Raw genomic sequence first — 24560 nt, forward strand, 5'->3', positions numbered from 1 at the left:
GGGACCCGGCGCGACAATGTGACGGCGAGCGGCACGGAATTCACCGGTACGCGGTGCGAATCGTTTTCACGGCCGGCGGAAAAGGGTGAGTGGCGTCACCGGGAGCCCGGCCGCCCGCCCGCGGCACGGCTTCCACGGACCGCCGGCCGGCGGCGCCCCGCCGCCGCACCTGGTCCACATTCCGCCGTTTTGCGGCAATCGTTGGATTTTTCGGCGACCATGACGAGGTGAGCCGGGAAACGGGAGGGCCTGACGACGATCACGTGGTGCACGTCGGGCGGCAGCCGATCTACGACCGCGAGGGCGCGGTCATCGCCCACGAGCTGCTGTTCCGCGCCGGCGCGACCGCGTCGACCGCCTCCCGCCGCGACGCGCACGCCACCGCCCGGGTGCTGGTCGCCGCGTTCACCGAGTTCGGGCTCGACGAGGTGTGCGGCGGGCTGGTGTGCTTCATCAACCTCACCCGGGACTTCCTCACCGGGCACCTGCCGCTGCCGTTCGACTGCAGCCAGGCGGTCCTGGAGGTGCTCGAGACCACCGACGTGGACGAGGAGGTCCTCGCGGGCGTGACGGCGCTGGCCGAGCAGGGGTACACCATCGCCCTGGACGACTTCGTGTTCGGCAGCAGCCACGAGCGGCTGCTCGAGGTCGCCACGTACGTGAAGATCGACATGCTGGACGCCGACGAGGCCACCATCCGCGCCGCCGTCCTCAACTGCCGGCTGCACCCGCACCTGCAGCTCATCGCGGAGCGCCTGGAGACCCCCGAGGCGCTGGATCTGGCGATGTCGCTCGGCTTCGAGTTCTTCCAGGGCCACGTCCTGGGCCGCCCGCACGTCAGCTCGGCCGTCGCCCTGGCCCCGTCGCGCCTCACCCGCCTGCGGGTCATGGCCGCGCTCAGCGTCGAGGACGTCGACGTCGACGAGCTGGTCGGCCTCGTCGCCCAGGACGCGGGGCTCAGCATGCGGCTGCTGCGGGCCACCAACGCGGCGTCGTTCGGCCTCAACCGCACCGTGTCCTCGATCCGCGACGCGGTCGTCGCGCTCGGCCTGACCCGGCTGCGCCAGTGGGTGACGCTGATGCTGGTCGCCGACCTCACCGAGGCCGACCCGGAGCAGCTCAGCGACCTGCTGATCCGCGCCCGGTGCTGCCAGCTGCTGGCGGAGTCCGCCGGCCTGCCGGGCGAGCCGGCGTACATCGGCGGGCTGCTGTCCGCCGTCGCCGACCTGTTCGGCGAGCCCACCGGCCGGGTCCTCAGCGGGGTACCGCTGGACGCGACGCTCTCCGACGCGCTCATGACCGGCGGCGGCCCGCTGGGCGAGGTGCTCACCGCCGTGCGGGCGTACACGACACCGGGGGTCGAACCCGCCCCGCCGGCCACCGCGGCCGACCCGGCGGCCCTGGCGCAGCTGTACCTGACCGCCGTGCGCTGGACCAACGCCACCCTGAGCGAACTGTCCGGCGAGCTGGGCCAGGCCGCCCGTGACCGTGTCACCCAGGACCACTGAACCGGCCGCGCCGGACGCGACAAAAGCTGAACCGGCAGCGCCGGACGGGGTCAGTCCTTGGCGCGGTCCGGGTCGTCGAGCGCGTCGAGGAACTGCCGCGCCCAGCGGTCGACGTCGTGGCCGTGGACGCGGGAGCGCATCCGGCGCATCCGTACGGTGCGGTCGTCCGGCGGCGCGTCCAGCGCGGCGAGCATCGCGCGCTTCAGGTCCTCGACGTCGTGCGGGTTGACCAGGAACGCGTCCTCCAGCTCGGCGGCGGCGCCGGTGAACTCGCTGAGCACCATCGCGCCCAGCTCGTCGCGGCGGGCGGCGACGAACTCCTTCGCGACCAGGTTCATGCCGTCGCGCAGCGGGGTGACGAGCATGACGTCGGTGGCCAGGTACAGCGCGACCAGCTCCTCGGGCGTGCGCGACTGGAACAGGTAGTGCACCGGCACCCGGCCCACGGCGCCGTACTCGCCGTTGATCCGGCCGACCTCGCGCTCGACGCGTTCGCGCAGCTGCTGGTACTGCGCGACCCGTATCCGGCTCGGGGTGGCGACCTGCACGAGCACGACCTCGTCGTTGGACACGGCACCCTCGGCGAGCAGCTCACCGAACGCCTCGATGCGCTGCTCGATGCCCTTGGTGTAGTCGAGCCGGTCCACGCCGAGCAGGAGCCGCCGGTTGTCGCCGAGGTCGGCGCGCAGCCGGTCCGACTCCCACTGCACGGCCGGATCCGCGGCGAGGCGGTCGATCTCGGCGACGTCGATCGAGATCGGGAAGGCGCGCGCCACGACGGTGCGGCCCTCGTACCCGACCCGGTCGTCGTGCGGTTGCAGGCCCAGCAGGGACCCGGTGAGCTGCAGGAAGTTCTGCGCGGCGAGGGGCCGCTGGAAGCCGACCAGGTCCGCGCCGAGCAGCCCGCGCAGCAGCTCCGCGCGCCGGGGCAGCTGCATGAACAGCTCCACCGGCGGGAAGGGGATGTGCAGGAAGAACCCGATGCGCAGGTCCGGCCGCAGCGACCGCAGCATCGCCGGTACGAGCAGCAGCTGGTAGTCGTGCACCCACACGGTGGCCCCGTCGGCGGCGACCTCGGCGGCGGCCTCGGCGAAGCGGCGGTTCACGGCCTCGTACGCCTGCCGCCACTCCCGCCGGTGCACCGGCGGCTCGACGAGGTCATGGAACAGCGGCCAGATGGTCGAGTTGGACTGGCCCTCGTAGTACCGGTCGACGTCCTGGGCGCTCAGCGGCACCGGGCGTAGCTGGATGCCGTCGACCTCCTGCGGGCCGGTGTCGTCGTCAGGGGCGCCGATCCAGCCGACCCACGCGCCGCCGGACGTCCGGGCGATCGGCGCCAGCGCGCTCACCAGCCCGCCGGGGCTGCGCGTCCACTGCTGCTCGCCGTCCTCGCCGGTCGTGCGGTCCACCGGCAGCCGGTTGGCCACCACCACGAACGAATACCCGTCACCCACGCCCACCGGATTACCTCACCTGCGGCGTGGGAAACCGGATCCGGCCAACAATCCCGCCGGATCAGGCGGGCCGGCGGGCGAACAGGACCGCTCCGGGGCTGTCGCCGTCCTCGTCCAGCAGCAGCTGCGCCTCGACGGGGCACCCCGCGTCACGCAGCCACGCCGCGACCCGCTGCGGCGGGCGCCGGTACACGTGGACCCGCATCGGATGACCGCCGTAGCCCGCGGTCTTCAGCGTCGCCCCGTCGCCGGCGTGGAAGCCGACCAGCAGCGGGGCGCCGGGCCGCAGCACCCGGCGGAACCCGGCGAGCACGGCCGGGATCTCGGCGTCGGGCACGTGCACCAGCGACCAGAACGCGAGCAGCCCACCCAGCGAAGCGCCGGGCAGGTCGAGCGCGGTCATCGAGCCCACCTCGAACCGGATGCCGGGGTGCTCGCGCCGGGCGACGTCGATCATGCCCGGTGACAGGTCGACGCCGAACGCGTCGACGCCGAGCCCGCGCAGGTGCGCGGTGACGTGCCCCGGCCCGCAGCCGACGTCCGCGACCGGCCCGCCGTCGCCGCCGGCGACCAGGTCGGCGAAGAGCGCCAGGGCGGCCCGCAGGTAGGGCAGCCCGGCCAGCTTGTCACGCAGCAGCTCCGAGTAGCTGTGGGCCACTGTGTCGTACGAGGTCTGGGTGTCCTCCAGCCAGCCGTCGTCCACGCTCGCCACCCTACCGCGTCTCGGGCGCGGGTTCGTCGCGGTCGCGCAGCGCGGTGCGGGTCACCTGGTACACGACGGCGGTGAGCGGCACGGACACCATGGCGCCGGCGACGCCGCCGGTGATGGCGCCGGCGGTGACCGCGACCAGCACCACCGCCGGGTGCAGCCGCAGCGCCCGGCCCATGATGAGCGGTTCCAGGACGTTGCCCTCGACCTGCTGCACGACGATCACGGCGGCCAGCACGAGCAGCGCGTCGACCGGCCCGCCGGCGGCGAGCGCGACGAGCGTGGCCACGGCCCCGGCCAAGGTGGCGCCCAGGACCGGCACGAACGCGGCCACGAACGTCAGCACGGTCAGCGGCAGCGCGAGCGGCACCCCGATCACCAGCAGCGCCGCGCCGATGCCGACGGCGTCGATCGCGGCGACGGCGACGGTGCCGCGCGCGTAGCGGGCCAGCGCGCGCCAGCCGTTGGCGGCGGCCTCGCTCCACCGGTCGCGGCTGTGCTCCGGCAGCAGCCCCCGCGACCAGCCGACGATCGACGGACCGTCCTTGAGCAGGAAGAACACCAGCACCAGCGACAGCAGCGCGGCGCCGAACGCCTCGACGGCGCTCATCGCGTACGCGGCCGCGTTCGGCGCGACGGCCGTGCGCAGGCGCTCACCGCCCTGCTGGACGGCGGCGTCGAGGCGCTGCTCACTGACCCCGACGGTGCCGGCGAGCCAGTCGCGCGTGCGCTGCCAGCCCTGCCCGAGCTCGCCGGGCAGCTCCCCCGCCTGCTGGGCGACGGCCTGCCACATCAGCAGCGCCGGCACGAGCAGCACGACCAGCAGCACGAGGACGCCGGCCAGCGCGCCGAGCGCCCGCGGCGCGCCGAGCCGGCACACCAGCGCGGCGACCGGCTGCAGCAGCGCGGTCAGCAGCAGCGCGACGACCACCGCCAGGGTCAGCGGCGCCACCAGCACCGCGAGGCGCAGCAGCAGGTACACCGCGGCGGCGACCACCAGGGCGCATCCGGCGGCCGCGGCGGCGTACCGCAGCGACCAGGGCAGCGCCCGCCATACTCCCGTGCGTCGATCCGGCGTCATGGCGCGTGTGTACCCGGACGGCTCCCGCCGCACACCACCCACGACGAGCCGGGCGACCCGGCCGAGCGGCACGCCGAGCTGCTGGCGCGGTCACCGCCGACCTGTTCGCCGGCGGCCCGCCGGACCCGGTGTGGGCCCGCACCGTCCTCAGTGGACTGTTCGAGGCCGCGACGGGTGGGCGGCTGCGCCCGTACGAGGTGTCCGGTGTGACGCCCGGCTCGGTCGCCGGGCCGTCCACCGGAGACCTCTGCGGTCACCGGCCCTGGGCGGCGTCCTGCTGGTCCAGCCACTTCAGCATCGCCTGGTTCGTCTCCTCCGGCTGCTCCTGCTGGATCCAGTGGCCGCAGTCCAGACTGACCACTTCCACGTCGGGCACGAATTCGGTCAGTCGTTGCGACCTTTGGACCGCGTCCCGGTCGCCGTAGATCATGAGGGTGGGCTGCCGGATGATCGGGTCCACGTCCGCCAGCAGGCGCCAGTTGCGGTCGAGGTTCCGGTACCAGTTGATGCTGCCGGTGAATCCCGACGTTTCGAAGGCGGAGACGAAGACGGCCAGTTCGCTGTCGCTCATCACGGGCTCACCGAGCGGCGTTTCCGCCCCGGCGAGGTGGATCAACCACATCCCCGGCTCAGGCTCCGAAGGAGGCACGTTCTTCCGGTACATGTTGCGCAGGAACCGGGACGTGTTCGCTTCGAACACGGCGTCCGCGACGCCCGGCTGCCGATTGAAGTGGACGAAATAGAAGTCGCTGCCGAGCACGGCTTCCATGAACTCGACCCACGGCTGCTCTCCCCGCTCCTGGTACGGCAGGCTCAGGTTGATCACCTTGTCCACCCGGTCCGGGTGCAGCAGGGTCAGGCCCCAGACGACGAACGCGCCCCAGTCATGACCGACGAAGGTGGCGTCTTCGTAACCGAAGTGATCGAGCAGTGCGACGAGATCACCCGACAGGTGCGCGATGTCGTAGTCCGTTACCTCCGCCGGACGGGACGAATTGCCGTACCCCCGCTGGTTGGGCACGATGACGTGATAGCCCGCCGCGACGAGGGCCGGCACCTGATGGCGCCAGGAATAGGCGTGCTCCGGCCAGCCGTGACACAGCACGATCGGCCTTGCCGCATGTTCGCGGCCCGCTTCGAAGACCTCCAGCTCCACACCGTTGACCGCAACACGGATGGGCTCGGGAAAATCGGTTGTCATGCCGGCATCCTGCCGGCCGATACCGGTCACCCCATGACCGGTTTTTGTGGAAGTGTTGCCCGGGTGCGAGCTGACCGGCTGATGGCCCTCCTCCTGCTGCTGCAACAGCGCGAACAGGTGACCGCACCGCAGGTCGCCCGGGAGCTGGAGGTCTCCGAACGCACCGCGCGCCGCGACCTCGACGCCCTGGCGATGGCCGGGGTGCCGGTGTACGCCGTGCAGGGCCGCGGCGGCGGCTGGCGCCTCGTGGGCGGCGCCCGAACCGACCTGTCCGGGTTGACCGCGAGCGAGGCCCGCGCCCTGTTCCTGGTCGCCGGTCCGGCATCGGCTGCGACACCGGCCGTGAAGGCAGCCCTGCGCAAGCTCGTCCAGGCCCTGCCCGAGCCCTTCCGGGTGCAGGCCCAGGCAGCAGCGTCGTCGCTGGTCACGGACCCGCAACGGTGGGGGTCGAGCCCGGTCGAACGCCGGCCGGTCCGCTTCCTCGACGCACTCCAGGACGCGGTGATCCGCGGCGTCCAGGTGCGGCTGGGCTACGCCGACCGCAACGGCGCCGAGACCGAGCGAACCGTCCACCCGCTGGGCATCGTCGCCAAAGGCCACTCCTGGTACCTCGTCTCCAACACCGACGCCGGCCGGCGCACCTTCCGGATCGACCGCGTGTCATCCGTCGTCGCGACCGGCGATCCCGTGCACCGGCCCGAGGACTTCAACCTTGCCGAGAGCTGGCGCGAGATCGCCGACGAGGTCGACCGCAGGCGAACACCCCTGCAGATCCAGGCGGTGTGCGCGCCCCACGCGGTAGGCATGCTCCGTATGGCCCTCGGCGGCCGGCTCGAGGTAGGAGGTGCCACGCCCGACGGCCGCGTCCAGCTCGTGATCCGCGGTCACAACGAGTACATGCTCGCCGGCGAGCTTGCCGGGCTCGTCGAATGGCTCGAGGTGACCGGCCCTGCGGGGGTGCGGGACCACCTGGCCCGGATCGGCACCGCGCTCGTCGAGCGATACGGCTAACCCCCGCCGGCGCCGGTCGCCGGGTGGCGACGGGCGGACGGGCGGGCCGAGCGGAAGGACGCCGTGGCTGTGCGTGCCGACCTCGAAGCGGTGTTCCGCGCCGCTGCCGACCGACGGGCTGCGGCGCGGCGCCAAGCACGCCTTCCAGGACCCGACGCTGATCACCCAGTTCAGCGAGGCGTTCGAGGGGCACCCGTTCCTGAGCCAGACCGGCCTCACCGCCGCGTACGTCACCTGGGCCGTCGTGCTGGGCCTGGCCGCCGTCGCGTTCCACCGCCGGGATGTGTGAAGGCCGGAAAGTGTCGTACCCCTCGTCTAGAGTTGCCCGGTGCATGTGGCAGACAGTCATGACCTGATCAAGGTCCACGGGGCCCGTGAGAACAATCTGAAGGACGTCAGCGTCGACATCCCGAAGCGACGACTGACGGTGTTCACCGGTGTGTCTGGATCCGGCAAGAGCTCGCTGGTGTTCGGCACGATCGCGGCCGAGTCGCAGCGGCTCATCAACGAGACCTACAGCGCGTTCGTGCAGGGGTTCATGCCCAGCCAGTCCAGGCCGGACGTCGACCTGCTCGAAGGGCTGACCACGGCGATCATCGTCGACCAGGAGCGGATGGGGGCCAACTCGCGCTCCACGGTCGGCACGGCGACCGACGCCAACGCGATGCTGCGCATCGTGTTCAGCCGGCTCGGGGTGCCCAGCGCCGGGCCGTCGTTCCACTACAGCTTCAACGTGCCGGCCGGTGCGTGCCCGAAGTGCGAGGGCATGGGCACCGCCAACGACATCGACCTCGACGAGCTGTTCGACCGGGACAAGTCCCTCGCCGAGGGCGCCATCACCATCCCCGGTTACAGCGTCGACGGCTGGCTGGTGCGGATCTTCGCCGCGTCCGGGTTCGTCGACGCCGACAAGCCGATCCGTGACTACACCGAGCAGGAGCTGCACGACTTCCTGTACAAGGAGCCGGTGAAGGTCAAGGTCGAGAGCATCAACATGACCTATGAGGGGCTCATCCCCCGCGTGCAGAAGGCGTTCCTGCAGAAGGACAAGGAGGCGCTGCAGCCGCACATCCGCGCGTTCGTGGACCGCGCCGTCACGTTCACCGCGTGCCCCGAGTGCGGCGGCACCCGGCTCAACAAGGCGGCCCTGGACTCGCGCATCGACGGCATCAACATCGCCGACGCGTGCGCGATGCAGATCAGCGACCTCGCCGACTGGGTGCGCGGCATCAAGGACCCCGCGGTGGCGCCGCTGCTGGCCACCCTGCAGCAGACGCTGGACTCGTTCGTCGAGATCGGGCTGGGATACCTGTCGCTGGACCGCCCGTCGGGCACGCTGTCCGGCGGTGAGGCGCAGCGCACCAAGATGATCAGGCACCTCGGGTCGAGCCTGACCGACGTGTCCTACATCTTCGACGAGCCGACCGTCGGGCTGCACCCGCACGACATCCAGCGGATGAACGGGCTGCTCGTCCGGCTGCGCGACAAGGGCAACACGGTCCTGGTCGTGGAGCACAAGCCGGAGACGATCGCGATCGCCGACCACGTCGTGGACCTCGGCCCCGGCGCGGGCGGCGCCGGCGGCACGGTCTGCTTCGAGGGCACCGTCGACGGGCTGCGGGCCAGCGGCACACTGACCGGCCGCCACCTCGACTACCGGGCGTCGCTCAAGACCGATCCGCGCAAGGCGACCGGCACCCTGCCGATCCGCAACGCGACCCGGCACAACCTGCGCGACGTCAGCGTCGACGTGCCGCTCGGCGTCCTGTGCGTCGTCACCGGCGTGGCAGGCTCCGGCAAGAGCTCACTCATCCACGGCTCGGTGCCCAAGGGCGCCGGGGTCGTCTCCGTCGACCAGACCGCGATCCGCGGCTCGCGGCGCAGCAACCCGGCCACCTACACGGGCCTGCTCGACCCGATCCGTGCCGCGTTCGCCAAGGCCAACGGCGTGAAGCCGGCGCTGTTCAGCGCCAACTCGGCCGGCGCCTGCCCCAACTGCAACGGCAACGGCGTCATCTACACCGACCTGGCGATGATGGCCGGCGTCGCCACCGTCTGCGAGGAGTGCGAGGGCAAGCGCTTCCAGGCCGCGGTCCTGGAGTACAAGCTCGGCGGCAAGGACATCAGCGAGGTGCTCGCCATGTCCGTCACCGAGGCGGAGGCGTTCTTCGCCGCGGGCCACGCGAAGTCCCCGGGCGCGCACGCCATCCTGCACCGCATGGCCGACGTGGGCCTCGGCTACCTGACCCTCGGCCAGCCGCTCACCACCCTGTCCGGCGGCGAGCGGCAGCGGCTGAAGCTGGCGATCCACATGGCCGAGAAGGGCGGCATCTACGTCCTGGACGAGCCGACGACCGGCCTGCACCTCGCCGACGTGGAGCAGCTGCTCAAGCTCCTCGACCGCCTCGTCGACTCCGGTAAGTCCGTCATCGTCATCGAGCACCACCTGGCCGTGATGGCCCGCGCCGACTGGATCATCGACCTCGGCCCGGGCGCCGGCCACGACGGCGGCAGGCTCGTCTTCGAGGGCACCCCGGCGGACCTGGTCGCGGCCCGCTCGACCCTCACCGGCGAGCACCTCGCCAAGTACGTGGAGGCGTAGGCACTCCTCGACGCTCCGCGCGGGGGCGGCTCGGTGATTGGGCCGGTCCGTGCTCCGCGCGGGGCGCAGTGTGGTATTGACAGAGCCGTGATGAGCGATCCGGTGATGGTACGCATCAACGAGGCGGTGCAGCTGCACCATGGTCGCGGGCAGCGAGCGGCCGCGCGGGAGCTGTTCGCCGAGATCTGGCAGCAGATCGGCGGGGACGCCGGGGACCCGCTGCACGTCTGCGTGCTCGCGCACTCGATGGCCGACGTGCAGGACGATGTGCACCAGGAGCTGCTCTGGGATGAGCGGGCCCTGGCCGCGGCCGGACTGCTCACCGATGACCGGGTGGCGCAGGCCGGGGTGCCGCTGTCCGTGGCCGGCCTGTACCCGTCGCTGCACCTCAACCTGGCCGAATGCCACCGCAGGCTCGGCGACCTCGACCGCGCCCGGGAACACCTCCGGCAGGCGCAGTCCGGCATCGGCGCGCTCGGCGACGACGCGTACGGGCACCTGATCAGGGAGGGCCTGGAGCGGCTGACGCGACGACTGGCGCCCGGTTGACCGCCGGCGACACCTGCGGCGGCGCTGGTGTCGCGGCTGACCACGTTCACCTACACCGGGATCCTGCTCGGTCCGGCCCTGATCGGCTGGACCGCGGATCACGTCGGGCTCGCCGTCACCATGGCCGCGCTGATCCCGCTGCCGCTGATCGTCGCCCTGGTCCCCCGCCCGGCGGACGCACACACTGTACGCCGATGAACGCGCACCCGACCGGGATCGCGGAACAACCCGGTGGATCCCTGTTGTTTGGTACACAGGGATCCACCGGGTAGTCCTGTACGGCCTCAACGGTGCAAGGATGTGGCGTGTTGATCTCCTCGGCACAACGCCGGATCTGCCGTCGCTTCGACGCTGCACCACTGCCACCAGGCAAGGGAACGATGCTGGGAGTCGCGTTGAGCCGCGGGCCCGAACTGTTGCCCCTCAACGCCATCCGCCATCCGCCCGTCGGTCAGTCCAACGGCTGGTACGTGTGGCGCGGCGACGACATCCCGCAGGACGACGACGAGTTCTTCAGCCCGGTCCACGTCGAGCACACCGACGCGCACTTCCCCGAACTCGCACCCTACCTGGCGCTGCCACCCGGCTGGGGCGTCGTCCTGGCACCCGGGTACGAGGACGTCTGGTACGACGAGGCACGCCTGGAGCCCTGACCGCGGGCTGTCAGGTCGGTTCGACGGGCAGCCACAGCTCGCAGGTCGCCGTGCTGAAGTCGTCCGCGCGCTCCACGATCGAGACGATCGACGGGGAAGGCCGCAGGCGCCACGGGTTGGACGGGAACCACTCCGTCGCGGTCGCAGCCCAGGCCTGCTGCAGTGCCTGCGGGTACGGCCCGGCGATGCGGAAGACCGCCCACATGCCGGCCGGCACCTCGATGGTGTGCAGGTCATCGGGGGCCGGTGTGTCCCGTGAGACGGCGACCCCGTGCACGTACGTCAGGGCGCTGCCTTCGGTGGCGTCGGGGTCCACGTCGTCGCTGATCTGCAGCAGGCCCGTCGGCTCGGTGTTGCTGAGCGACTTCAGCCGGGCGTGCTCCTCCGGTGGCAGTGCCGCGATGAGGTGCTGGATGTGCGGGTTGATGCCCTGGTGGATCAGCGGTACCCGGGCTGCGTGCCCGACGAGCCGGAACGCGGGGCGGTCGACGATGCGAGTGTCCATGGGGATGCTCCCTTCGACGGTCAGGCGGAACCTGATCTGCGGTTGTGTGCGAAGGGGGCCTCCGTCGCGGCGTACGTCACCGGGGTTGGCGCCGTGGACCGCCCGGAACGCACGTCCGAACGCCTCGGTCGAGCCGTACCCGTGCCGCACGGCGATGCTCAGCAGGTCGTCCTCGCCGCGTACGACGGCCGCGGCGGCGACGGTCATGCGGCGTCGGCGTACGTACTCCGACAGCGGCATGCCGGCCAGCGACGAGAACATCCGGCGCAGGTGGTACTCGGTGGTGCCGAGCTTCTTGGCCAACGCGTTGACGTCGAGTTCCTCGGTGAGGTGCTCCTCGACGAGGTCGACGAGCCGGTTGAGTGCCGAGATCATGTGCCCTCCTTCACCATCAACACTGGCCGAGGACGCCCCGTCCGCGCCCGACAGCTCTGGCCCGATCCGATCATGCGCCCGGTTCGAGGGCCGCAAGGACACCATCCGGCAGTGGCGCGCCATCGTCGCGACCGACCCCGGCCTGCGCGAGCGCGAGCTGCAGAAGCGGGCCGCCCTGGCCGCCGCGGTGCGCGACGGCTTCCTCCCTCTGCTGCCGGTGGAGCCGCCGTCAGCCGGTGACGTACGCGAGGACGCGCCGCACGTTGTCCGGGACCGGGTCGACGGAGTCCACGACCAGCCGGTCGTCGGCCCAGCCCTCGAAGCCGGCGCGGCGGGCCTCGACGGACTCCCAGGTCGGCTCGGCGGCGCCGGCAACCTCGTTGTCGCGGCGCTCCTCGAGGCGCTGCCGGTGCAGGGCCGGGTCGGAGCAGACAACCTCGACGAAGCGCAGCGGCACCTCGTGCCGGGCGGCGAGGTCGCGCCACTGCTCGCGGGCCATCTCGGCGTCGTTGACGGCGTCGACGACGACGGTCTGCCCGAGCTTGAGCATGGTGCTGGCGAGGGCGCCGACGACGACGAACGCGGCCAGCCCGGTCGGCTGGTCACGGTCGATGCCGGCGGCCCACAGCGCGACCTCGACCGGGTCGACGGGCAGCACCGGCGCGGGCAGCTGTCTGGCCAGCTGCCCGGCGATGGTGCTCTTGCCGGTGCCCTGCAGGCCGCACATCACGATCAGCACCCAGACAGGTTGTCACACACCTCAGCCGAGCGGATCCCAATCCTGCTGCGCCAGGCCGCGCCGGAACCAGCCGAGCACTTCTACGAGGACATGGCCGACGGTGACATCGCCGCGTTGCTCGGGTGTACCGAGGGGACGGTACGCAGCCAGGCGTCGCGTGCGCTGGCCAAGTTGCGCGAGATCGCTGCCTTGCAGCCGGTTCGGGAGGACTGATGATCGACACCGATGCCATCCGGAGCGCCTTCGACGCCCTCGCGGGCGAGGCCCCGCCGTCGGACTGGCATCCGTCGCTCGACCCCGACCGGCCGGGCGGCCGGGCGGCCACCGTCGACGTCAACGGCGTGCCCGGCCGGCTGGTCCAGGTCGGCGAGCAGACTCCCGGCACGTACCTCACCTGGCAGCCACCCGGCCAACCGCAGCTGCTGCTGAGCGTGCACACCGGTGACGAGGCCGACGCCCGGCGGGACCTGGCGCTGCGGGTCGCGCGCTCCGTACGGCCGGACCCGGAAGCCACCTGGGTCGGCCCCCGCTTCGGCTGGCTGCCACCGGACCTCGCCACGGCACCCTGGCGGCTGTACCAGGGGTACCAGGACACGAACTGGGTCCAGGACGTGACGGTGAGCGGCCCCGGCGGACGGCAACTGCTCATCAGCATGGGCAGCAGCGCCGCGATGCGGCTGGCGAACACGTTCACCACCACCCCCGTCCGCATCCAGGACTGGGACGGCTGGCAGGTGCCCGAGACGAAGCAGCTCTTCCTGACCCTGCCCGACGGCGTCGAGGTGGCCGCCCAACTCGACGACGACCCGTCCGACGAGCAGACCATGCCCACCCTGATCCGGATCCTCGAGGCGTTCGACTTCGGGCCGTGGCCGGACATGAGCTGGGTCGGCGGGCGCTGAGATCCGGGGCCGGGGGCCGTCCGGGTCCTGGCATGATCGTCGCCATGACCGATCGGTTCCTCACGCACCTGCCCGTCGGTGGGCCGGCCGTACCGTTCGAGGGCGGCATCCCCGGCTGGGACACGTTCCCGTTCGACGGTGACCTGCGGGTGAAGTCGCTCGACCCGCCCGTGCTGCCGGAGCCGCCGCGCAACGGCGAGGCCGGCCCGGACGGCTGCTTCATCTGCGAGGACGGCCTGCGCCGGGCGGTGTGGGCCGACGAGCACTGGATGCTGCGGCACTCCGGCGGGCCGACCGCGGTGCCGGTGGTCGTGCTGCTGTGCCCGATCGGCCACTACGACCTCGGCGACCTGCCGGCGGAGCGGGCCGCGGAGATCGGGCCGATGCTCCAGCGGGTCGAGCGGGCCGTCATGTCGGTCGGCGGGATCGGCCGGGTGCACGCGTCGAAGATCGGCGACGGTGCGCGGCACCTGCACCTGTGGTTCATGGGCCGGCCCGCCGGCCTGACCCAGCTGCGGGGCAGCTGCCTGCCGCTGTGGGACGACGTGCTGCCCAAGCAGGACGAGGCGCAGTGGCGGGCGGTACTGTCGGAGGTCGCGGCCGCCCTCGCCAAGGATGGCGGCACCGCATACTGACGACGGCGGCTCAGAGCCGCTCGACCACCCGGAACCGTTGCAGCACCGCGGGTGTGTCGTCGTCGACGGTGTACCCCGGGTCGCCGAGCCAGCCCCGGTAGCTCTCCCCGTGCCAGAAGTCCTCGTGGCCGGCCCGCCAGGCGGCGACGGTGTCGTGGCCCTCGCCCTCGTCGCGGGCGTGGGTGACGTCGACGTCGCCGAGGCGGCGCACCCGCACGTGGGTCAGTTCGATGACCGCGACCCGCCGCCCGGCGGAGTCGACCACCGCGGCCCGGTCCCCCGCCGCCGGCAGCGGGACGCCGTCGAGCTCGAAGTCCTGGACGAGGCCCGTCGTGGTGGTCTTCGTGCCGTCCAGCACGGCGGCGACGAGCGCGTCGCGCAGCGGGCCCGGCCAGGCGAAGTGAAACTCGGGCAGCTGGTCGGCGCTCACCCGGCCACCCTACGGCAGCGGCGGCCGCGGCCCGGTGTACCGCCCGACCAGGGTCGCCGACGACGGGGTCACCGGCAGCTCCGTGGCGAGCAGCGCCGGATGCTGCAGCCAGTGCAGGCGGGCGAGGTCGGGGCGGCCGTCGTGCACGGGAGGCCACCCGGGCGACGGCGTGAAGTCGTCGATGACCAGCAGACCGCCGGGCCTCAGCCATACCTCGACGTCGACCGGCTCCCCGTCGTGCTTGCCGTGCCCGCCGCCGTCGAGGACCAGCAGGTCGAACGGTCCGTGCCCGCGTAGGTCCCGCCAGTCGGCGGTGAGGACGGTGACGCGCGGGTCGGCGGCGAACACCTCCGCGGCCACCGCCGCCCTGGCCGGGTCACGCTCGACGCTGACGAGCCGGGCGCCGGGGTCCGCGCCGGCGGCGAGCCACGCCAGGCCCACGCCGCACCCGGTGCCGGTCTCGCCGATGGTACCGGCGCCGACCCCGCGGGCCAGCAGCCGCAGCAGCTCACCGTGCTCCGGGCCGCACGAGTTGCCGAACCCCGTCCGGCGCGCGGCGGTCAGTGCTGCGGCGACCAGCGGCGGCACGGTGGTTTGGTCGTGGGCGGGCGTCCCTCGTACCGTCATGCCGCACATGTTCGCATCGGTGGAGGTGGCTCGTGGGTGGTCGGTCGTACATGGTGGCGACCACGATGCCGATGTCACGGGCCGGCTTCGACGCGTGGCTGCGCACGCCGCTGCCCGGGCCCGACGTCATCGCCGACCCAGCCGCGATGTGGACCGGCTGGGCGGCCGACGGCGCCGGCACCGACTGGGACCTGGCCGGGCTGGCCGGCTCGCCGGCCGCGGTCGCCGGCATCCGCGCGGCCCGCGCCGGCACCCCGCTGCAACGGCTCGCGGGGCGCGCCGCCCAGGGGATCAACGTCGCCCGCCACCGCGGCGGCGCCCTCGAGGTCTACCTGTACGACTACCATGGCGACACGTACGGCAGCCAGACCGACCTGCTCATGCTCGCCGGCGCGGGCCGCTACGCCGAGGAGGACGCGGCGGTCCTGCACTGGGGCGGTGACGTCTACCCCGACCTGCCACTCGGCGGCGACCTGCCGCTGGCCGTGCTGCTGGTGGGCCGGGACGGCGCGCGGTTCGTCGACCGGTTCCCGGTCGACACGCTGATCGCCCGGCTGCGGCCGGTCGAAGCCGCGTTCCTGGGCGCACCGACAGCAGTCCCGGTCTGCGGGTCCTCGAGTCGCAGTTCCGTTCGGCCGGCGCTGGCGAGCAGTACCGCGTCGACAGCAGAATCCGGATCTGGTTGGAGCCGGATGGGCATTGGCCAGGCCAGCGATTCCCCTGGGGCGTAAGGTGCATCGAACGGGTCGAGTGTGCCGCTGGCGAGGTCAACTCATGTTACAGGGTGATAGCCGCGCCATCCGCCTAGCACGACGACGGACCCGCTAATGCTCAAGTATCGATGAATCTCCAGATTGGGTGTCGACCACATGGGGCGGCCGCTCTGCAGGTCGAAGCAGTGCAGGACACCCCGCTGGCTCAGATAGAGGCATCGTCCCTGCGCGACGGCGGTCGTGCCCCAGCAGTCCTCGACGCGCTGCTCCCACATCAGCGTCCCAGTCCCCGGATCCAACCGCACCAGACGCGAGTGTCGCTCTGCCACGATGAGGACATCGGAGGCTGCCACTGTCGTTGCGCTCGACCGTATGCACAATGACCGCGACCACACGATCTCCAAGGGTTGATCCACCGTCCAAGGCTACGTGCCGGGCGACGTCGCGACTCCGCCGGCCGCGACCGCACATCGGCACGAGTGAGCACTGCGGCGCGGTTCGGCTCCTCAAAGCGTCGGCGCGACCGCCGAGTGAGGAAAAACGGTGCGCGTTCGCCGCCAAACATGAATGTCTTGTGTCTGTGTGCCGCCTCAGGCCACCGATGGCAGAAGCGCCGGTCACCCGCTGTGACGAACTCCAGCTGGCCTTCGCGCACCAGACACGGCAGATGCGGGTGTCCCGCACCGCACGACGGTCGCTGATGGGCGCACAGTGTGACCAACAGGTGATCAAAACCGGGCGACCGGCAAGGGCGTCGCGCAGTAGCATCTGCCGTCTACACCCCTCCGAGGAAGAGCTCAATGAGACTTGCATGGGAACGGGCCGCGGCGCTGATCGTCGCGGCCTCGGTGATGTTCGGGACGGGCGCCTGCGGCAGCAGCAGCGACGGCAGCGGTACGCCCGGCGCCGCGGCGACCAGCTCCAAGGCGCCCGCGGCGAAGGATGTGTTGCTGGGCTCGCTGTCGGAGTACGACAAGGGCGTGTACGCGGTGGACTACACCGCGCTCGACGGCTCCGGGCAGGCCGCGATCGACGCGCCCAAGAAGCAGGCGTACGTCAAGATGGTCTCCACCGACCCGGACGCGGAGTTTACGATGGAGGTGCTGCTGATCGAGCCGGACGCCTACGTGAAGATGAACATGGGCGAGCTGGCCAAGCTGCCGGGGATGCAGCAACTGAACGGCAAGACGTGGATGCACATCGATCGTTCCAAGGTCAAGGACGCCGGGAGCCTGGGCCTCGCCGCCGACGAGACCGACATGCTGGACCTCAAGGTACTGCTGCAGAGCGCGCAGTCGGTGCAGCCGGCCGGCGACCACAAGTACAGCGGCACGCTCGACCTCGCCAAGGGCGAAGACTCGCCGATGACCGATGAGGACGTCGTCAAGGCGCTGGGAGACAAGGCGGCCAGCGTGCCGTTCACCGCTACCCTCGACGCCGAAGGGCGGTTCACCGAGCTGCTCATCGACGTGCCGGCCGCGGGCGACAAGAAGGCGCACCAGCTCAAGCTGACCGTCACCAACTATGGCACCGTCACGATGCCGGCCAAGCCCACTGGCAAGGCGGTGATCGAGGCGCCGGCCAACGTGTACGACATCTTCAACGGCTGAGCCACCTGCCCGGCGGCGCCCGCATCCTGGTGCGAGCGCCGTCGGCAGCTCCGACCGCGCCAGGCCGCACGGCATGAGGTCACGGACCATCGATGATTGCGCAGTGCCGTCCTCGTGCCGCTCCTGGCGCCCGAGGTAGGCGGTTTCGACCGCAACCGGTACCGGTACCGGTACCGGTACTGTCAGCATCGCGAGTACTCGTTCGGCGGCTCGCTTCCGCGTCGCCGATTGCCGCGACGGCGGCATACATCGTTGTGCAGCCGTGGCCGCCCGCGAGCAGCGCGCCGACCTTTGCCGCACTCGTGCCTGGTGGTGGTGGACGAGGCTGACGCTGGGAACGCTCCTGGCGGCGGCACCGGTCCACCGCCCCTACCGCCGCCGTGGCTGACGGCGGCCGATGGCGGCAGGTCTGCGAGAAGAAGGGCTCAGCTCGCCAGCGCGAACCGCTCCGCGTGGATCTGCAGCGCCGGCACCTTGAGCTGACGCAGGCTCTTCAGCACCGCGTCGGTCATCGCTGGCGGGCCGCATACGAACACGTCTCGCTCCAGGATGTCCGGGACGAGGCGCACCAGGTTCTCCGGGGCGAACGGGATGTTCGGCGGGTTGCCCGCGCTGGTGCGGCCCGAGAGCACGTGGATCTGCGCGCCCTTCATCCGTGCGAGATGCTCCATCTCCGTGAGCAGCACCGCGTCGGCAGGGCTCTGCACGCGGTACAGCACCGCAATCGGCCCGGAAAGCTCCTCGAGCAGCGACCGGATCGGCGTGACCCCGACTCCACCGGCGATCAGCACCGTGCCTTCGCGGGTCTTGTGGATGCTGGTGAAGGCACCATACGGCCCCTCGGCGAAGACCCGCGTCCCGACCGGCACGTTACGCAGCCCGGCACTGGTCTCGCCGACGGCCTTCGCGGTGAGGCGCAGCGCGTTGTGGCCGGGCGCCGTCGACAGCGAGAACGGGTTGGCCTTCCACCAGCAGTTGTACCCGACGAACCGCCAGATGAAGAACTGCCCGGCGCGCGCACCCAGCTTGTCGAGGTTTTTGCCGGTCATGTGGACGGAGACGACGTTATCCGCTTCGGGCACGACCGCGGCGACTCGCAGCTGCATCCCGGCGTTGCGGCGCAGCGGCATGATGATCCGACCGATGATCAGGGAGAGGCCGGCGAAGGCCCAGAGGCTCCACCAGTACACGGTGGACACGGTGGTGGCGGTGAACGTGGAGGCCTCGTACATCTGGTGGATCAGCGCCAGCACGATCGCCACGTAGAGCAGCACGTGCACGGCGTGCCAGGTCTCGTAGGAGAGCTTGCGGCGGGCGAGACGCACTGAGACGCCGGCGGCGACCGCGATGATGCCGACGGCGATGAAGCCGATCATGGTCGGGCCCATGCCGATGAGGTTGGCCGCCTGCTTCAGGAAGGTGCTGTTGTACGCCTGGGCGTAACCGAGCATCACGAACGTGGGGTGCAGCAGCACCAGCCAGAACAGCGAGAAGCCGGTCCACCGGTGCCAGGAGGTCAGCCGGTCCATGCCGAGCCGGCGGTCGAGCCACGGCAGCCGGGCGATGAGCAACAGCTGCAGCAGCATGGCGAGAGCCGCATGCAGGCCGAGGAATTTCCCGGTCGCGTGCAGCGCGTTCTTCGCCGGGTCGGTGGCGAAGAACAGCACCTCAATGATGATCAGGTTGAGGATCACCGCCCCCCACAACGCCGCCATGGCCTGGACCCGCGGATGTGCGAGGGCAGAGCCACCGCCGCTCCTGGTCGCGGCCGGTCCTTTCACGCTCTGATTCGCATCCGTCACGGTGTTCTCCCCTTGTGTCCACGATGCGCAGACGATGCCTTCGTACAGGTACGCATGAAGGGCCGGGCCGGTTCAATCAGGCGAACGCACACCCGTGTGCCAGCAGACATGCATGACGGCCCTGTCGTCGGGCCGTGCCATGGGAGTTTGAATCGCGGGGCCGGTCGGCACATCATACGAGACGTGTCTACTGATGATCGGACCGTTCTGCGAGCCGGGGAGGCCCTCTCGCTAGGGTCGCTCGTGTCGGTCAACGGTACTTTTGCGCTGGAGCACCGCAGCGGCGGGGAACTGGCGTTGCGGAACCGGACACGTACCGGTGACCTCTGGAGCGTCCGAGGGCTTGAGGCTGAGCTGGATCTCCAAAGCTGGGGCGGAGTTGCCGGCCAGGTCTTTACGAGTGCAGTGCCCGTAGGACTCCTGGTAGGTAGCGAGGAGTTCGGCCAGCACCTCGGTGGGGCTGGCGCTGCCCGGAACGGCTCGGGCCGCCTGGTTCTCGTGCCCGAGGGATATCTCGTGCTCGAGGACGGGAGCGGCCGCCCGCTCTGGCGCTCGGGTGGCGTCGACCGGCGGGTGAGCGCTGCGGTGGTGACCGATAGCGGGCGGCTGGTACTGGTGGATCCGGACGGCTTCCAGCGCTGGAGCCGGGATCCTGTGACGGACGCCGACGTCGCGAGTTACCAGCCGGCCTCCGGTGACCGGATGACCCGCGGGCAGCGTCTCGTCGGACCGCTCACGTCTTCCAACGGCAAATATCACCTGTCGCACACTCCGGCCGGAGAGACCGTGCTCGTCCGCTCTCGGGGCGGGACGGTCTGGCGGTGTACCGGGGTGGCCGGCGCGGAGCTGACACTCGGGCACGATGGCGTTCTGCGGACCGGTACCGACTCCACGGTGCTGGCCAAGTGGACCGGCAGGCGCCTGGATCCGGTGGCGTACGCGGTTTCCGCTCTGGTCGTCGGCGACGACGGCGACGTCGTGCTGTTCGCGGACGACGGCTCGGAGGTGTACCGCAGCGGCACCGCTGCCGAGGAAGCACGGCTCGACCAGTTGGAGCAGAAGTACGCCCGTCGTGAGCGGAAGGATCGCGCGAAGCCGCGACGGCCGCGTAGAAGCGGCTTGCCAGCCGACTGGTTCCGCCTGCTCGATGTCGACGAGAACTACTCGATCACGCTGGCGCAGGGTATCTCTGCCAGGGAGGCGTTGCTGCGGCTGGGCGTCGACGCCGCACGGACCGCACCGATGAGGTACGCGGACCTCGCGACGGTTCAGGACCTGAACGATGACTTGCCGAAACGGGTGTTCACGGCCCAGATCGATGATTGGGTGATGCTCGTCGAACTCGACGCCACGGACGGCGTCGACCGGCTCGCGCCGATGTCGCGGGGCACCCAGGCGGTCGTCTGCGCCAAGAATTACGACGGCGAGGAGTTTCTCGGCTGGTCTGCCGACGGCACACCCTCCGCGCTGTACGAATGGGACTCGGGAAATGAGGCGCTGGAGCTCGGCGGTCCGGCCGACGCGGGCGAAAGCCCGGACGCAATCGTGCCGTTCATGCGCGCCATCGGACTCGGACGCTATCGGGACACCCGTGATGACGACCATTTCCTGCCGCCATCGGTGGAGATCGCCTGCCTGATCGCGGACGTGCGTCCCCGGCCGGAGCACTTCGCGGGCGAACACCTCGGCGCCATCGAGACCTGGTGACCTTGTACCTGCCGAGAATGTCATCCGGGCAGGTCAGGCGGCACGATCGTATTCGTAAGGGAAGGACGAGACGACCAGGAGTTGTAGTCGCGAGTCGTCAACCGTCAGCCGTCCAGTTCGACAGCTGTGACCACGGTGCGGTCGGCGCTCAGGCACCGGCAATCGCCGTAGTACGCCTGCTCTTCCAGGGCAGGCGCCATTTCGCGCTCGCCGAGCCCGTCCAGCAGCCGGACCGTCCGTGCGAGAGGTCCGGTTTCGCGTCGTGCAGTGGTACGCCCTCGTCCGGCACGCCACCATCATGCCCGTTCGGAATCTTGTTCAGCGGGATGCTGGGCTACAGCGACGACACCCGCGCGACGGTCATCGTCCACATGCCGCGCGCGACCGGCGGCCTGAGCGGATACCTGAGCACCGAGATTTCAGTCGACAGGTAGCACCGACGGGTCGAGTTCCCATGCGCCAGGGATCAGCAGGACGCACACCGGCCGCTCCTCGGGTGGGGTCGCCGACTCGTAGGCCATGGTCACCTCCCGCGCGGCCCGGCTGGCTGGAGGCAGCAGCCGCATGACGATCCAGTAGGCCGGGCCGCCGCCGCGCTCCGCCGCCTGGCGCAGCAGGGCAAACGCCGCGGCGTCATCGCCCTTGTGATGCAGCAGTCCAGCCAGGTTCATCTGCACGTCGAGCTCCCCGTCCGCGAGCGCGGCCCGCAGCAGGTTCTCGGCCTCGTCCAGCGCACCGTCATCCCAGAGGGTGACGCCCAGCATGTGCCGCGCACCTGGTACGCCGGCCGTCACGGCCTCCCGCAGCAGCTGCAGTGCCTCCGTGCGGGACGCCGCGTCGGCCGTCGAACACTGATGCAGCAGGAACTCGGCCAGCCGGACCTTGGCCGGTCCGTATCCGGCCGCCACCGCCGCGCTCAGCAACGCCAGCGCTTCGGCCTCGACCGCTCCGCCCTCGTCGGCGAGCTCACTGCCACGCCGAAACCACTGCTCCGGGTCGTCCACCCTGCCATGAAAGCACGCACCCGACGCGCCCCCGGTGAGCGACCAGCGGCTACGCGTGCGCCTGATCTCGGTGCTCACTCAGCTCTGGTGGCCGGCTTCTCTGGCCAGGGACGCGGCAGCGGTCCAGCCGAGGGCGATGCCGGTCGCCGGCCGGGTCGCATGATCATGCTAGCCACCTCCGCCCGTGCCAATCAGCTTCGTTGCTTCCTGGCGTGCTGGCAGACGCGGGCGCTGAACGCCGACCGCGCGGATCGGCGGCAGCTCAGTGCGCCCACGACTTCCGTGTCGTCTGCAGCGCCAGCCTCAAAAACTGTTAGCGGCCGCGGCGAGCACGTACCACAGCAGTGCACTCAGCGCGCCGCTCGAGACGGCCGCGGTGAGCAGCATGGGCCATGCGCGCCAGAGACGGTGCGCTGTGGCCAGCCCGGACAGAACGGCGAGAGGAAGGAGGATCTTGACCAGTTCCGAGACCACAACGCCTCGGACGAAGTCAGCCCGGTCCGGGTCGGGCACCGGCAGCAACTGCCAGAGTGGTGCCGCCGCCATCGCGTGCCAACCTTCACCGGACAGCAGGCCACAGGCGACCCCAGCGGCCAGCGCCGCGCGCGACACATCGCCGACTCGTACGGCATGGCCGAGCAGCCCGAGCATCGGTCCCGCGACGAGAGAGCCGATCAGCCATACCGCGGTCATGACGGCAACCGAGCGCAGGCCGTACAGATCGGCCGACGTGCCGTCCTCCAGGGTGGCTCCACTCCATCGGCGGCTGATCACCAGCACCAGCACGTAGTAGAGCAGCGTCGCCAACACCAACAGCCCAGTGGCACCCACCGCGGCTCGTCGGGCACCGGCAGCCCAACGGCCGGCCAGGAAAGCCGCCAGGCCCCACGCGAAGCCGCTGCTGGTGAGCGCGATCATGACCTGGCCCGCGACGCCATCGACAAAGTCGGCGGCGAACGCGAGCAGCCCCAGCGCGACCGCCGCAGTTGCGACGACCGCCGCATACGTGCGACAAGGCCCCACAACAGCAACCTCGGTCACACCCTACCTCCGCGCAGGTGCCGACCGTACCAAGATCTCATAGGGTCGCCCCGGTCCGTCCGGCGCCTACGGGAAGGGCTCCGCATGTCATCCGCTTCCGGCGCGAGAGCGCATGGGTCCGCAGAGCATGTCGGCGGGAACGGCGTACACAGCGTGACGATCACGGCCGAGCCGCCTGACGGATCGGACCGAGTCCCAATGAGTGGGTGCAGTGGTGGAGCCGGCTCGCTCCGTCACAGTCGGTAACGCACGCCGCACGTCGTACGGGGTGCCTGGCGTCGCTCCGGCGCCAGCAGCCGCTGAGGCCGGCGAGTGGCGGTCGACGCCGAGTGAACGGCCGCACACCCGCGGTGAGCAGTCAGCCACGCCACGCCATAAAGCCGCGGCGGGAGTCAGTAGCGGCGCACGGCGAGGACGGCGACGTCGTCGGTCGGGGCGGTGTTGTCCAGCAGGGTCATCGCCGCGTTGCAGGTGGCGTCGGCGCTGCCCGGTGCCAGCGTGTCGACCATCCGCTGCAGGCCGGTGATGAGGCGCCGGCCCCGGCGCTCGACGAGGCCGTCGGTGTAGAGGAACAGGCCCTGGCCGGGCTCCAGCGGAAACCGGCTTTCACGCCGTACCGCGTCGCGGAACGCGCCCAGCGGCAGGTCCGGGCTGAGTTTGAGCAGCGTGCCCGGCGCGTCCTGGCCGGTCAGCACCGGTGGCAGGTGGCCGGCGTTGGACAGCGTGACCGTGCTCAGGGTCGGGTCCAGGACGGCGTAGATGGCGGTGGCCATCGCGTCCGGCTCGAAGCGCTGCACCTTGCGGTCCAGCCGGGTCAGCACGTCCGCCGGGTCGTCGGTCTCCATCGCGTACGCCCGAAGCGCGCTACGGATCCGGCCCATGACCACAGCGGCGTGCAGCCCGCTGCCGGCCACATCGCCGATGACGATGCCGACGTGGCCGGAGGGCAGGTCGAACACGTCGTACCAGTCGCCGCCGACGCCGACCTGGGCGCCCGGCACGTAACGCACCGCCACGTCCAGGCCGGGGATGGCGGGTGGCCGGGCCGGCAGCAGGCTGCGTTGCAGCGCCACGGCCGCGGCGCGGTCCAGGCGTGACCGGCGGGCCTGGGTGGCGAGGCTGGCCCGGTCGGCGACGAGCTGCAGCAGCTCGATGTCGTCGGTGGTGAACGACCGCGGCTGCACGGCGCCGACGTACAGCACGCCGATGGCCCGGCCGCTGCTGAGCATCGGCACCCCGAGGACGGAGGTGGTGTGCGTCGGCAACAGCGCCGCGTCGAGGGCGCCGGCTTGGTCGATGCGCTCCACGGCGACGGGCTCGCCGCGCACGGCGACGCCGCCGGCGAAGCCGGCACCGACGGGGATCCGCTGGATGTGCTGCAGCTCCCGGCCGAGGCCGGCGGCGGCGGTGGCGACCAGGTCGGTGCCGCCCTCGTCGAGCAGCAGCACGGCGGCGCTGTCGACGCGCAGGATGTCCAGGGTCCGCTCCAGCAGTTCCTGGAGCAGGTCCTCCAGCCCGAGCTGCGACAGTGCGGCGTCGGTCACCGCCTGCAGCCGGCGCAGCTTCTCCACGCTGTCGGCCATCGCCTTTCCGCCGCGCATCGGCACCTGTCCCTGTCCTCCTGCTCCGGGCTGTCAGCCGCACGGTAAGTGTCGCACCCCACGCCGCACCGGCCCTGATGCCCGGCGGGCGCCTGCGTCGC

The 24560-nt window shown here is 71.2% G+C and carries 26 protein-coding genes; 13 read left to right on the forward strand and 13 right to left on the reverse strand.

Features of this window, described 5'->3' with window-relative positions:
• Positions 1 to 227 precede the first annotated feature (227 nt).
• Positions 228 to 1508: an HDOD domain-containing protein gene (locus AB0H83_RS18010; protein WP_360094520.1), complete on the forward strand. Its 1281-nt coding sequence runs from the start codon at positions 228 to 230 to the stop codon at positions 1506 to 1508.
• Between the two features lie 50 nt (positions 1509 to 1558).
• Here the strand turns inward: AB0H83_RS18010 and AB0H83_RS18015 are convergent, their stop codons facing one another.
• The 4 genes from AB0H83_RS18015 to AB0H83_RS18030 all read right to left on the reverse strand — a co-directional run bounded on the left by AB0H83_RS18015 (position 1559) and on the right by AB0H83_RS18030 (position 6058).
• Positions 1559 to 2962 carry a trehalose-6-phosphate synthase gene (locus tag AB0H83_RS18015; RefSeq protein WP_360094773.1) on the reverse strand — a complete coding sequence of 468 codons (1404 nt, stop codon included), beginning with the start codon at positions 2960 to 2962 and terminating at the stop codon, positions 1559 to 1561.
• A gap of 61 nt (positions 2963 to 3023) precedes the next feature.
• Entirely contained in the window at positions 3024 to 3674 is a 651-nt protein-coding gene (locus tag AB0H83_RS18020) for a class I SAM-dependent methyltransferase (RefSeq protein ID WP_360094523.1), read from the reverse strand.
• 1 nt (position 3675) lies between these two features.
• Entirely contained in the window at positions 3676 to 4752 is a 1077-nt protein-coding gene (locus tag AB0H83_RS18025) for an AI-2E family transporter (RefSeq protein ID WP_360094526.1), read from the reverse strand.
• A 253-nt stretch (positions 4753 to 5005) separates the two neighbouring features.
• Positions 5006 to 6058 carry an alpha/beta hydrolase gene (locus tag AB0H83_RS18030; protein WP_360094529.1) on the reverse strand — a complete coding sequence of 351 codons (1053 nt, stop codon included), beginning with the start codon at positions 6056 to 6058 and terminating at the stop codon, positions 5006 to 5008.
• Between AB0H83_RS18030 and AB0H83_RS18035 the strand changes: the two genes are divergently transcribed.
• The 6 genes from AB0H83_RS18035 (at position 6035) to AB0H83_RS18060 (ending at position 10768) form a co-directional block, all read left to right on the forward strand.
• The gene (locus tag AB0H83_RS18035) at positions 6035 to 6964 is read left to right on the forward strand and encodes a WYL domain-containing protein (protein WP_360094532.1); all 930 of its coding nucleotides are present in this window, start codon (positions 6035 to 6037) and stop codon (positions 6962 to 6964) included. The two genes, AB0H83_RS18030 and AB0H83_RS18035, sit on opposite strands and share 24 nt — an antisense overlap.
• A gap of 73 nt (positions 6965 to 7037) precedes the next feature.
• Positions 7038 to 7253 (forward strand): hypothetical protein, encoded by a 216-nt coding sequence (locus tag AB0H83_RS18040; protein ID WP_360094534.1) that lies wholly within the window; start codon positions 7038 to 7040, stop codon positions 7251 to 7253.
• A gap of 39 nt (positions 7254 to 7292) precedes the next feature.
• Positions 7293 to 9566, forward strand: a complete 2274-nt coding sequence (locus tag AB0H83_RS18045; protein ID WP_360094536.1) for an excinuclease ABC subunit UvrA — start codon at positions 7293 to 7295, stop codon at positions 9564 to 9566.
• Positions 9567 to 9656: 90 nt separating this feature from the next.
• Entirely contained in the window at positions 9657 to 10115 is a 459-nt protein-coding gene (locus AB0H83_RS18050) for a hypothetical protein (protein ID WP_360094539.1), read from the forward strand.
• A 27-nt stretch (positions 10116 to 10142) separates the two neighbouring features.
• Positions 10143 to 10313 carry a hypothetical protein gene (locus AB0H83_RS18055; RefSeq protein WP_360094542.1) on the forward strand — a complete coding sequence of 57 codons (171 nt, stop codon included), beginning with the start codon at positions 10143 to 10145 and terminating at the stop codon, positions 10311 to 10313.
• Positions 10314 to 10420: 107 nt separating this feature from the next.
• Positions 10421 to 10768, forward strand: coding sequence for a hypothetical protein (locus AB0H83_RS18060; protein ID WP_360094545.1), 348 nt, complete (start codon positions 10421 to 10423; stop codon positions 10766 to 10768).
• 10 nt (positions 10769 to 10778) lie between these two features.
• Here the strand turns inward: AB0H83_RS18060 and AB0H83_RS18065 are convergent, their stop codons facing one another.
• Both AB0H83_RS18065 and AB0H83_RS18070 read right to left on the reverse strand, forming a co-directional pair.
• A complete protein-coding gene (locus AB0H83_RS18065) occupies positions 10779 to 11648 on the reverse strand; it encodes an AraC family transcriptional regulator (RefSeq protein WP_360094548.1) in 870 nt (289 codons plus the stop codon).
• A gap of 229 nt (positions 11649 to 11877) precedes the next feature.
• Positions 11878 to 12387, reverse strand: coding sequence for an AAA family ATPase (locus AB0H83_RS18070; RefSeq protein ID WP_360094551.1), 510 nt, complete (start codon positions 12385 to 12387; stop codon positions 11878 to 11880).
• Positions 12388 to 12396: 9 nt separating this feature from the next.
• On the opposite strand from AB0H83_RS18070, the gene AB0H83_RS18075 reads away from it, so the two are divergent.
• The 3 genes from AB0H83_RS18075 to AB0H83_RS18085 are packed head-to-tail and all read left to right on the forward strand — an operon-like array spanning position 12397 to position 13924.
• The gene (locus AB0H83_RS18075) at positions 12397 to 12600 is read left to right on the forward strand and encodes a sigma factor-like helix-turn-helix DNA-binding protein (protein WP_360094554.1); all 204 of its coding nucleotides are present in this window, start codon (positions 12397 to 12399) and stop codon (positions 12598 to 12600) included.
• On the forward strand, positions 12600 to 13289 hold the full coding sequence (locus tag AB0H83_RS18080) for a hypothetical protein (RefSeq protein WP_360094557.1): 690 nt from the start codon (positions 12600 to 12602) through the stop codon (positions 13287 to 13289). The genes AB0H83_RS18075 and AB0H83_RS18080 overlap by 1 nt, the downstream gene beginning before the upstream one ends.
• A 44-nt stretch (positions 13290 to 13333) precedes the next feature.
• Positions 13334 to 13924, forward strand: a complete 591-nt coding sequence (locus AB0H83_RS18085; protein WP_360094560.1) for a hypothetical protein — start codon at positions 13334 to 13336, stop codon at positions 13922 to 13924.
• 10 nt (positions 13925 to 13934) lie between these two features.
• Here the strand turns inward: AB0H83_RS18085 and AB0H83_RS18090 are convergent, their stop codons facing one another.
• Positions 13935 to 14354: an ASCH domain-containing protein gene (locus tag AB0H83_RS18090; RefSeq protein WP_360094563.1), complete on the reverse strand. Its 420-nt coding sequence runs from the start codon at positions 14352 to 14354 to the stop codon at positions 13935 to 13937.
• Positions 14355 to 14363: 9 nt separating this feature from the next.
• Positions 14364 to 14981, reverse strand: coding sequence for a class I SAM-dependent methyltransferase (locus AB0H83_RS18095; RefSeq protein WP_360094566.1), 618 nt, complete (start codon positions 14979 to 14981; stop codon positions 14364 to 14366).
• Between the two features lie 32 nt (positions 14982 to 15013).
• Here AB0H83_RS18095 and AB0H83_RS18100 point away from each other — a divergent pair, with 32 nt between their 5' ends.
• On the forward strand, positions 15014 to 15712 hold the full coding sequence (locus AB0H83_RS18100) for a hypothetical protein (RefSeq protein WP_360094569.1): 699 nt from the start codon (positions 15014 to 15016) through the stop codon (positions 15710 to 15712).
• 41 nt (positions 15713 to 15753) lie between these two features.
• On the opposite strand, the gene AB0H83_RS18105 is transcribed toward AB0H83_RS18100, so the two are convergent.
• Entirely contained in the window at positions 15754 to 16110 is a 357-nt protein-coding gene (locus AB0H83_RS18105) for a PQQ-binding-like beta-propeller repeat protein (protein ID WP_360094572.1), read from the reverse strand.
• 384 nt (positions 16111 to 16494) lie between these two features.
• Here AB0H83_RS18105 and AB0H83_RS18110 point away from each other — a divergent pair, with 384 nt between their 5' ends.
• Positions 16495 to 17304, forward strand: a complete 810-nt coding sequence (locus AB0H83_RS18110; protein ID WP_360094575.1) for a hypothetical protein — start codon at positions 16495 to 16497, stop codon at positions 17302 to 17304.
• A gap of 425 nt (positions 17305 to 17729) precedes the next feature.
• Here AB0H83_RS18110 and AB0H83_RS18115 read toward each other — a convergent pair whose 3' ends face one another.
• Positions 17730 to 19019 (reverse strand): ferredoxin reductase family protein, encoded by a 1290-nt coding sequence (locus AB0H83_RS18115; RefSeq protein ID WP_360094578.1) that lies wholly within the window; start codon positions 19017 to 19019, stop codon positions 17730 to 17732.
• A 603-nt stretch (positions 19020 to 19622) separates the two neighbouring features.
• Here AB0H83_RS18115 and AB0H83_RS18120 point away from each other — a divergent pair.
• Positions 19623 to 20813, forward strand: a complete 1191-nt coding sequence (locus AB0H83_RS18120) for a DUF6461 domain-containing protein (RefSeq protein WP_360094581.1) — start codon at positions 19623 to 19625, stop codon at positions 20811 to 20813.
• Between the two features lie 419 nt (positions 20814 to 21232).
• On the opposite strand, the gene AB0H83_RS18125 is transcribed toward AB0H83_RS18120, so the two are convergent.
• From AB0H83_RS18125 to AB0H83_RS18135, 3 genes are all read right to left on the reverse strand, one after another.
• The gene (locus tag AB0H83_RS18125) at positions 21233 to 21895 is read right to left on the reverse strand and encodes a tetratricopeptide repeat protein (RefSeq protein WP_360094584.1); all 663 of its coding nucleotides are present in this window, start codon (positions 21893 to 21895) and stop codon (positions 21233 to 21235) included.
• A gap of 225 nt (positions 21896 to 22120) precedes the next feature.
• Positions 22121 to 22858, reverse strand: a complete 738-nt coding sequence (locus AB0H83_RS18130) for a hypothetical protein (RefSeq protein ID WP_360094587.1) — start codon at positions 22856 to 22858, stop codon at positions 22121 to 22123.
• Between the two features lie 392 nt (positions 22859 to 23250).
• The gene (locus AB0H83_RS18135; RefSeq protein WP_360094590.1) at positions 23251 to 24459 is read right to left on the reverse strand and encodes a GAF domain-containing SpoIIE family protein phosphatase; all 1209 of its coding nucleotides are present in this window, start codon (positions 24457 to 24459) and stop codon (positions 23251 to 23253) included.
• Between the last annotated feature and the right edge of the window lie 101 nt (positions 24460 to 24560).

Origin of the sequence: Dactylosporangium sp. NPDC050688, from assembly GCF_040654515.1 — a bacterium.
In the GTDB taxonomy this organism is placed as follows: domain Bacteria; phylum Actinomycetota; class Actinomycetes; order Mycobacteriales; family Micromonosporaceae; genus Dactylosporangium.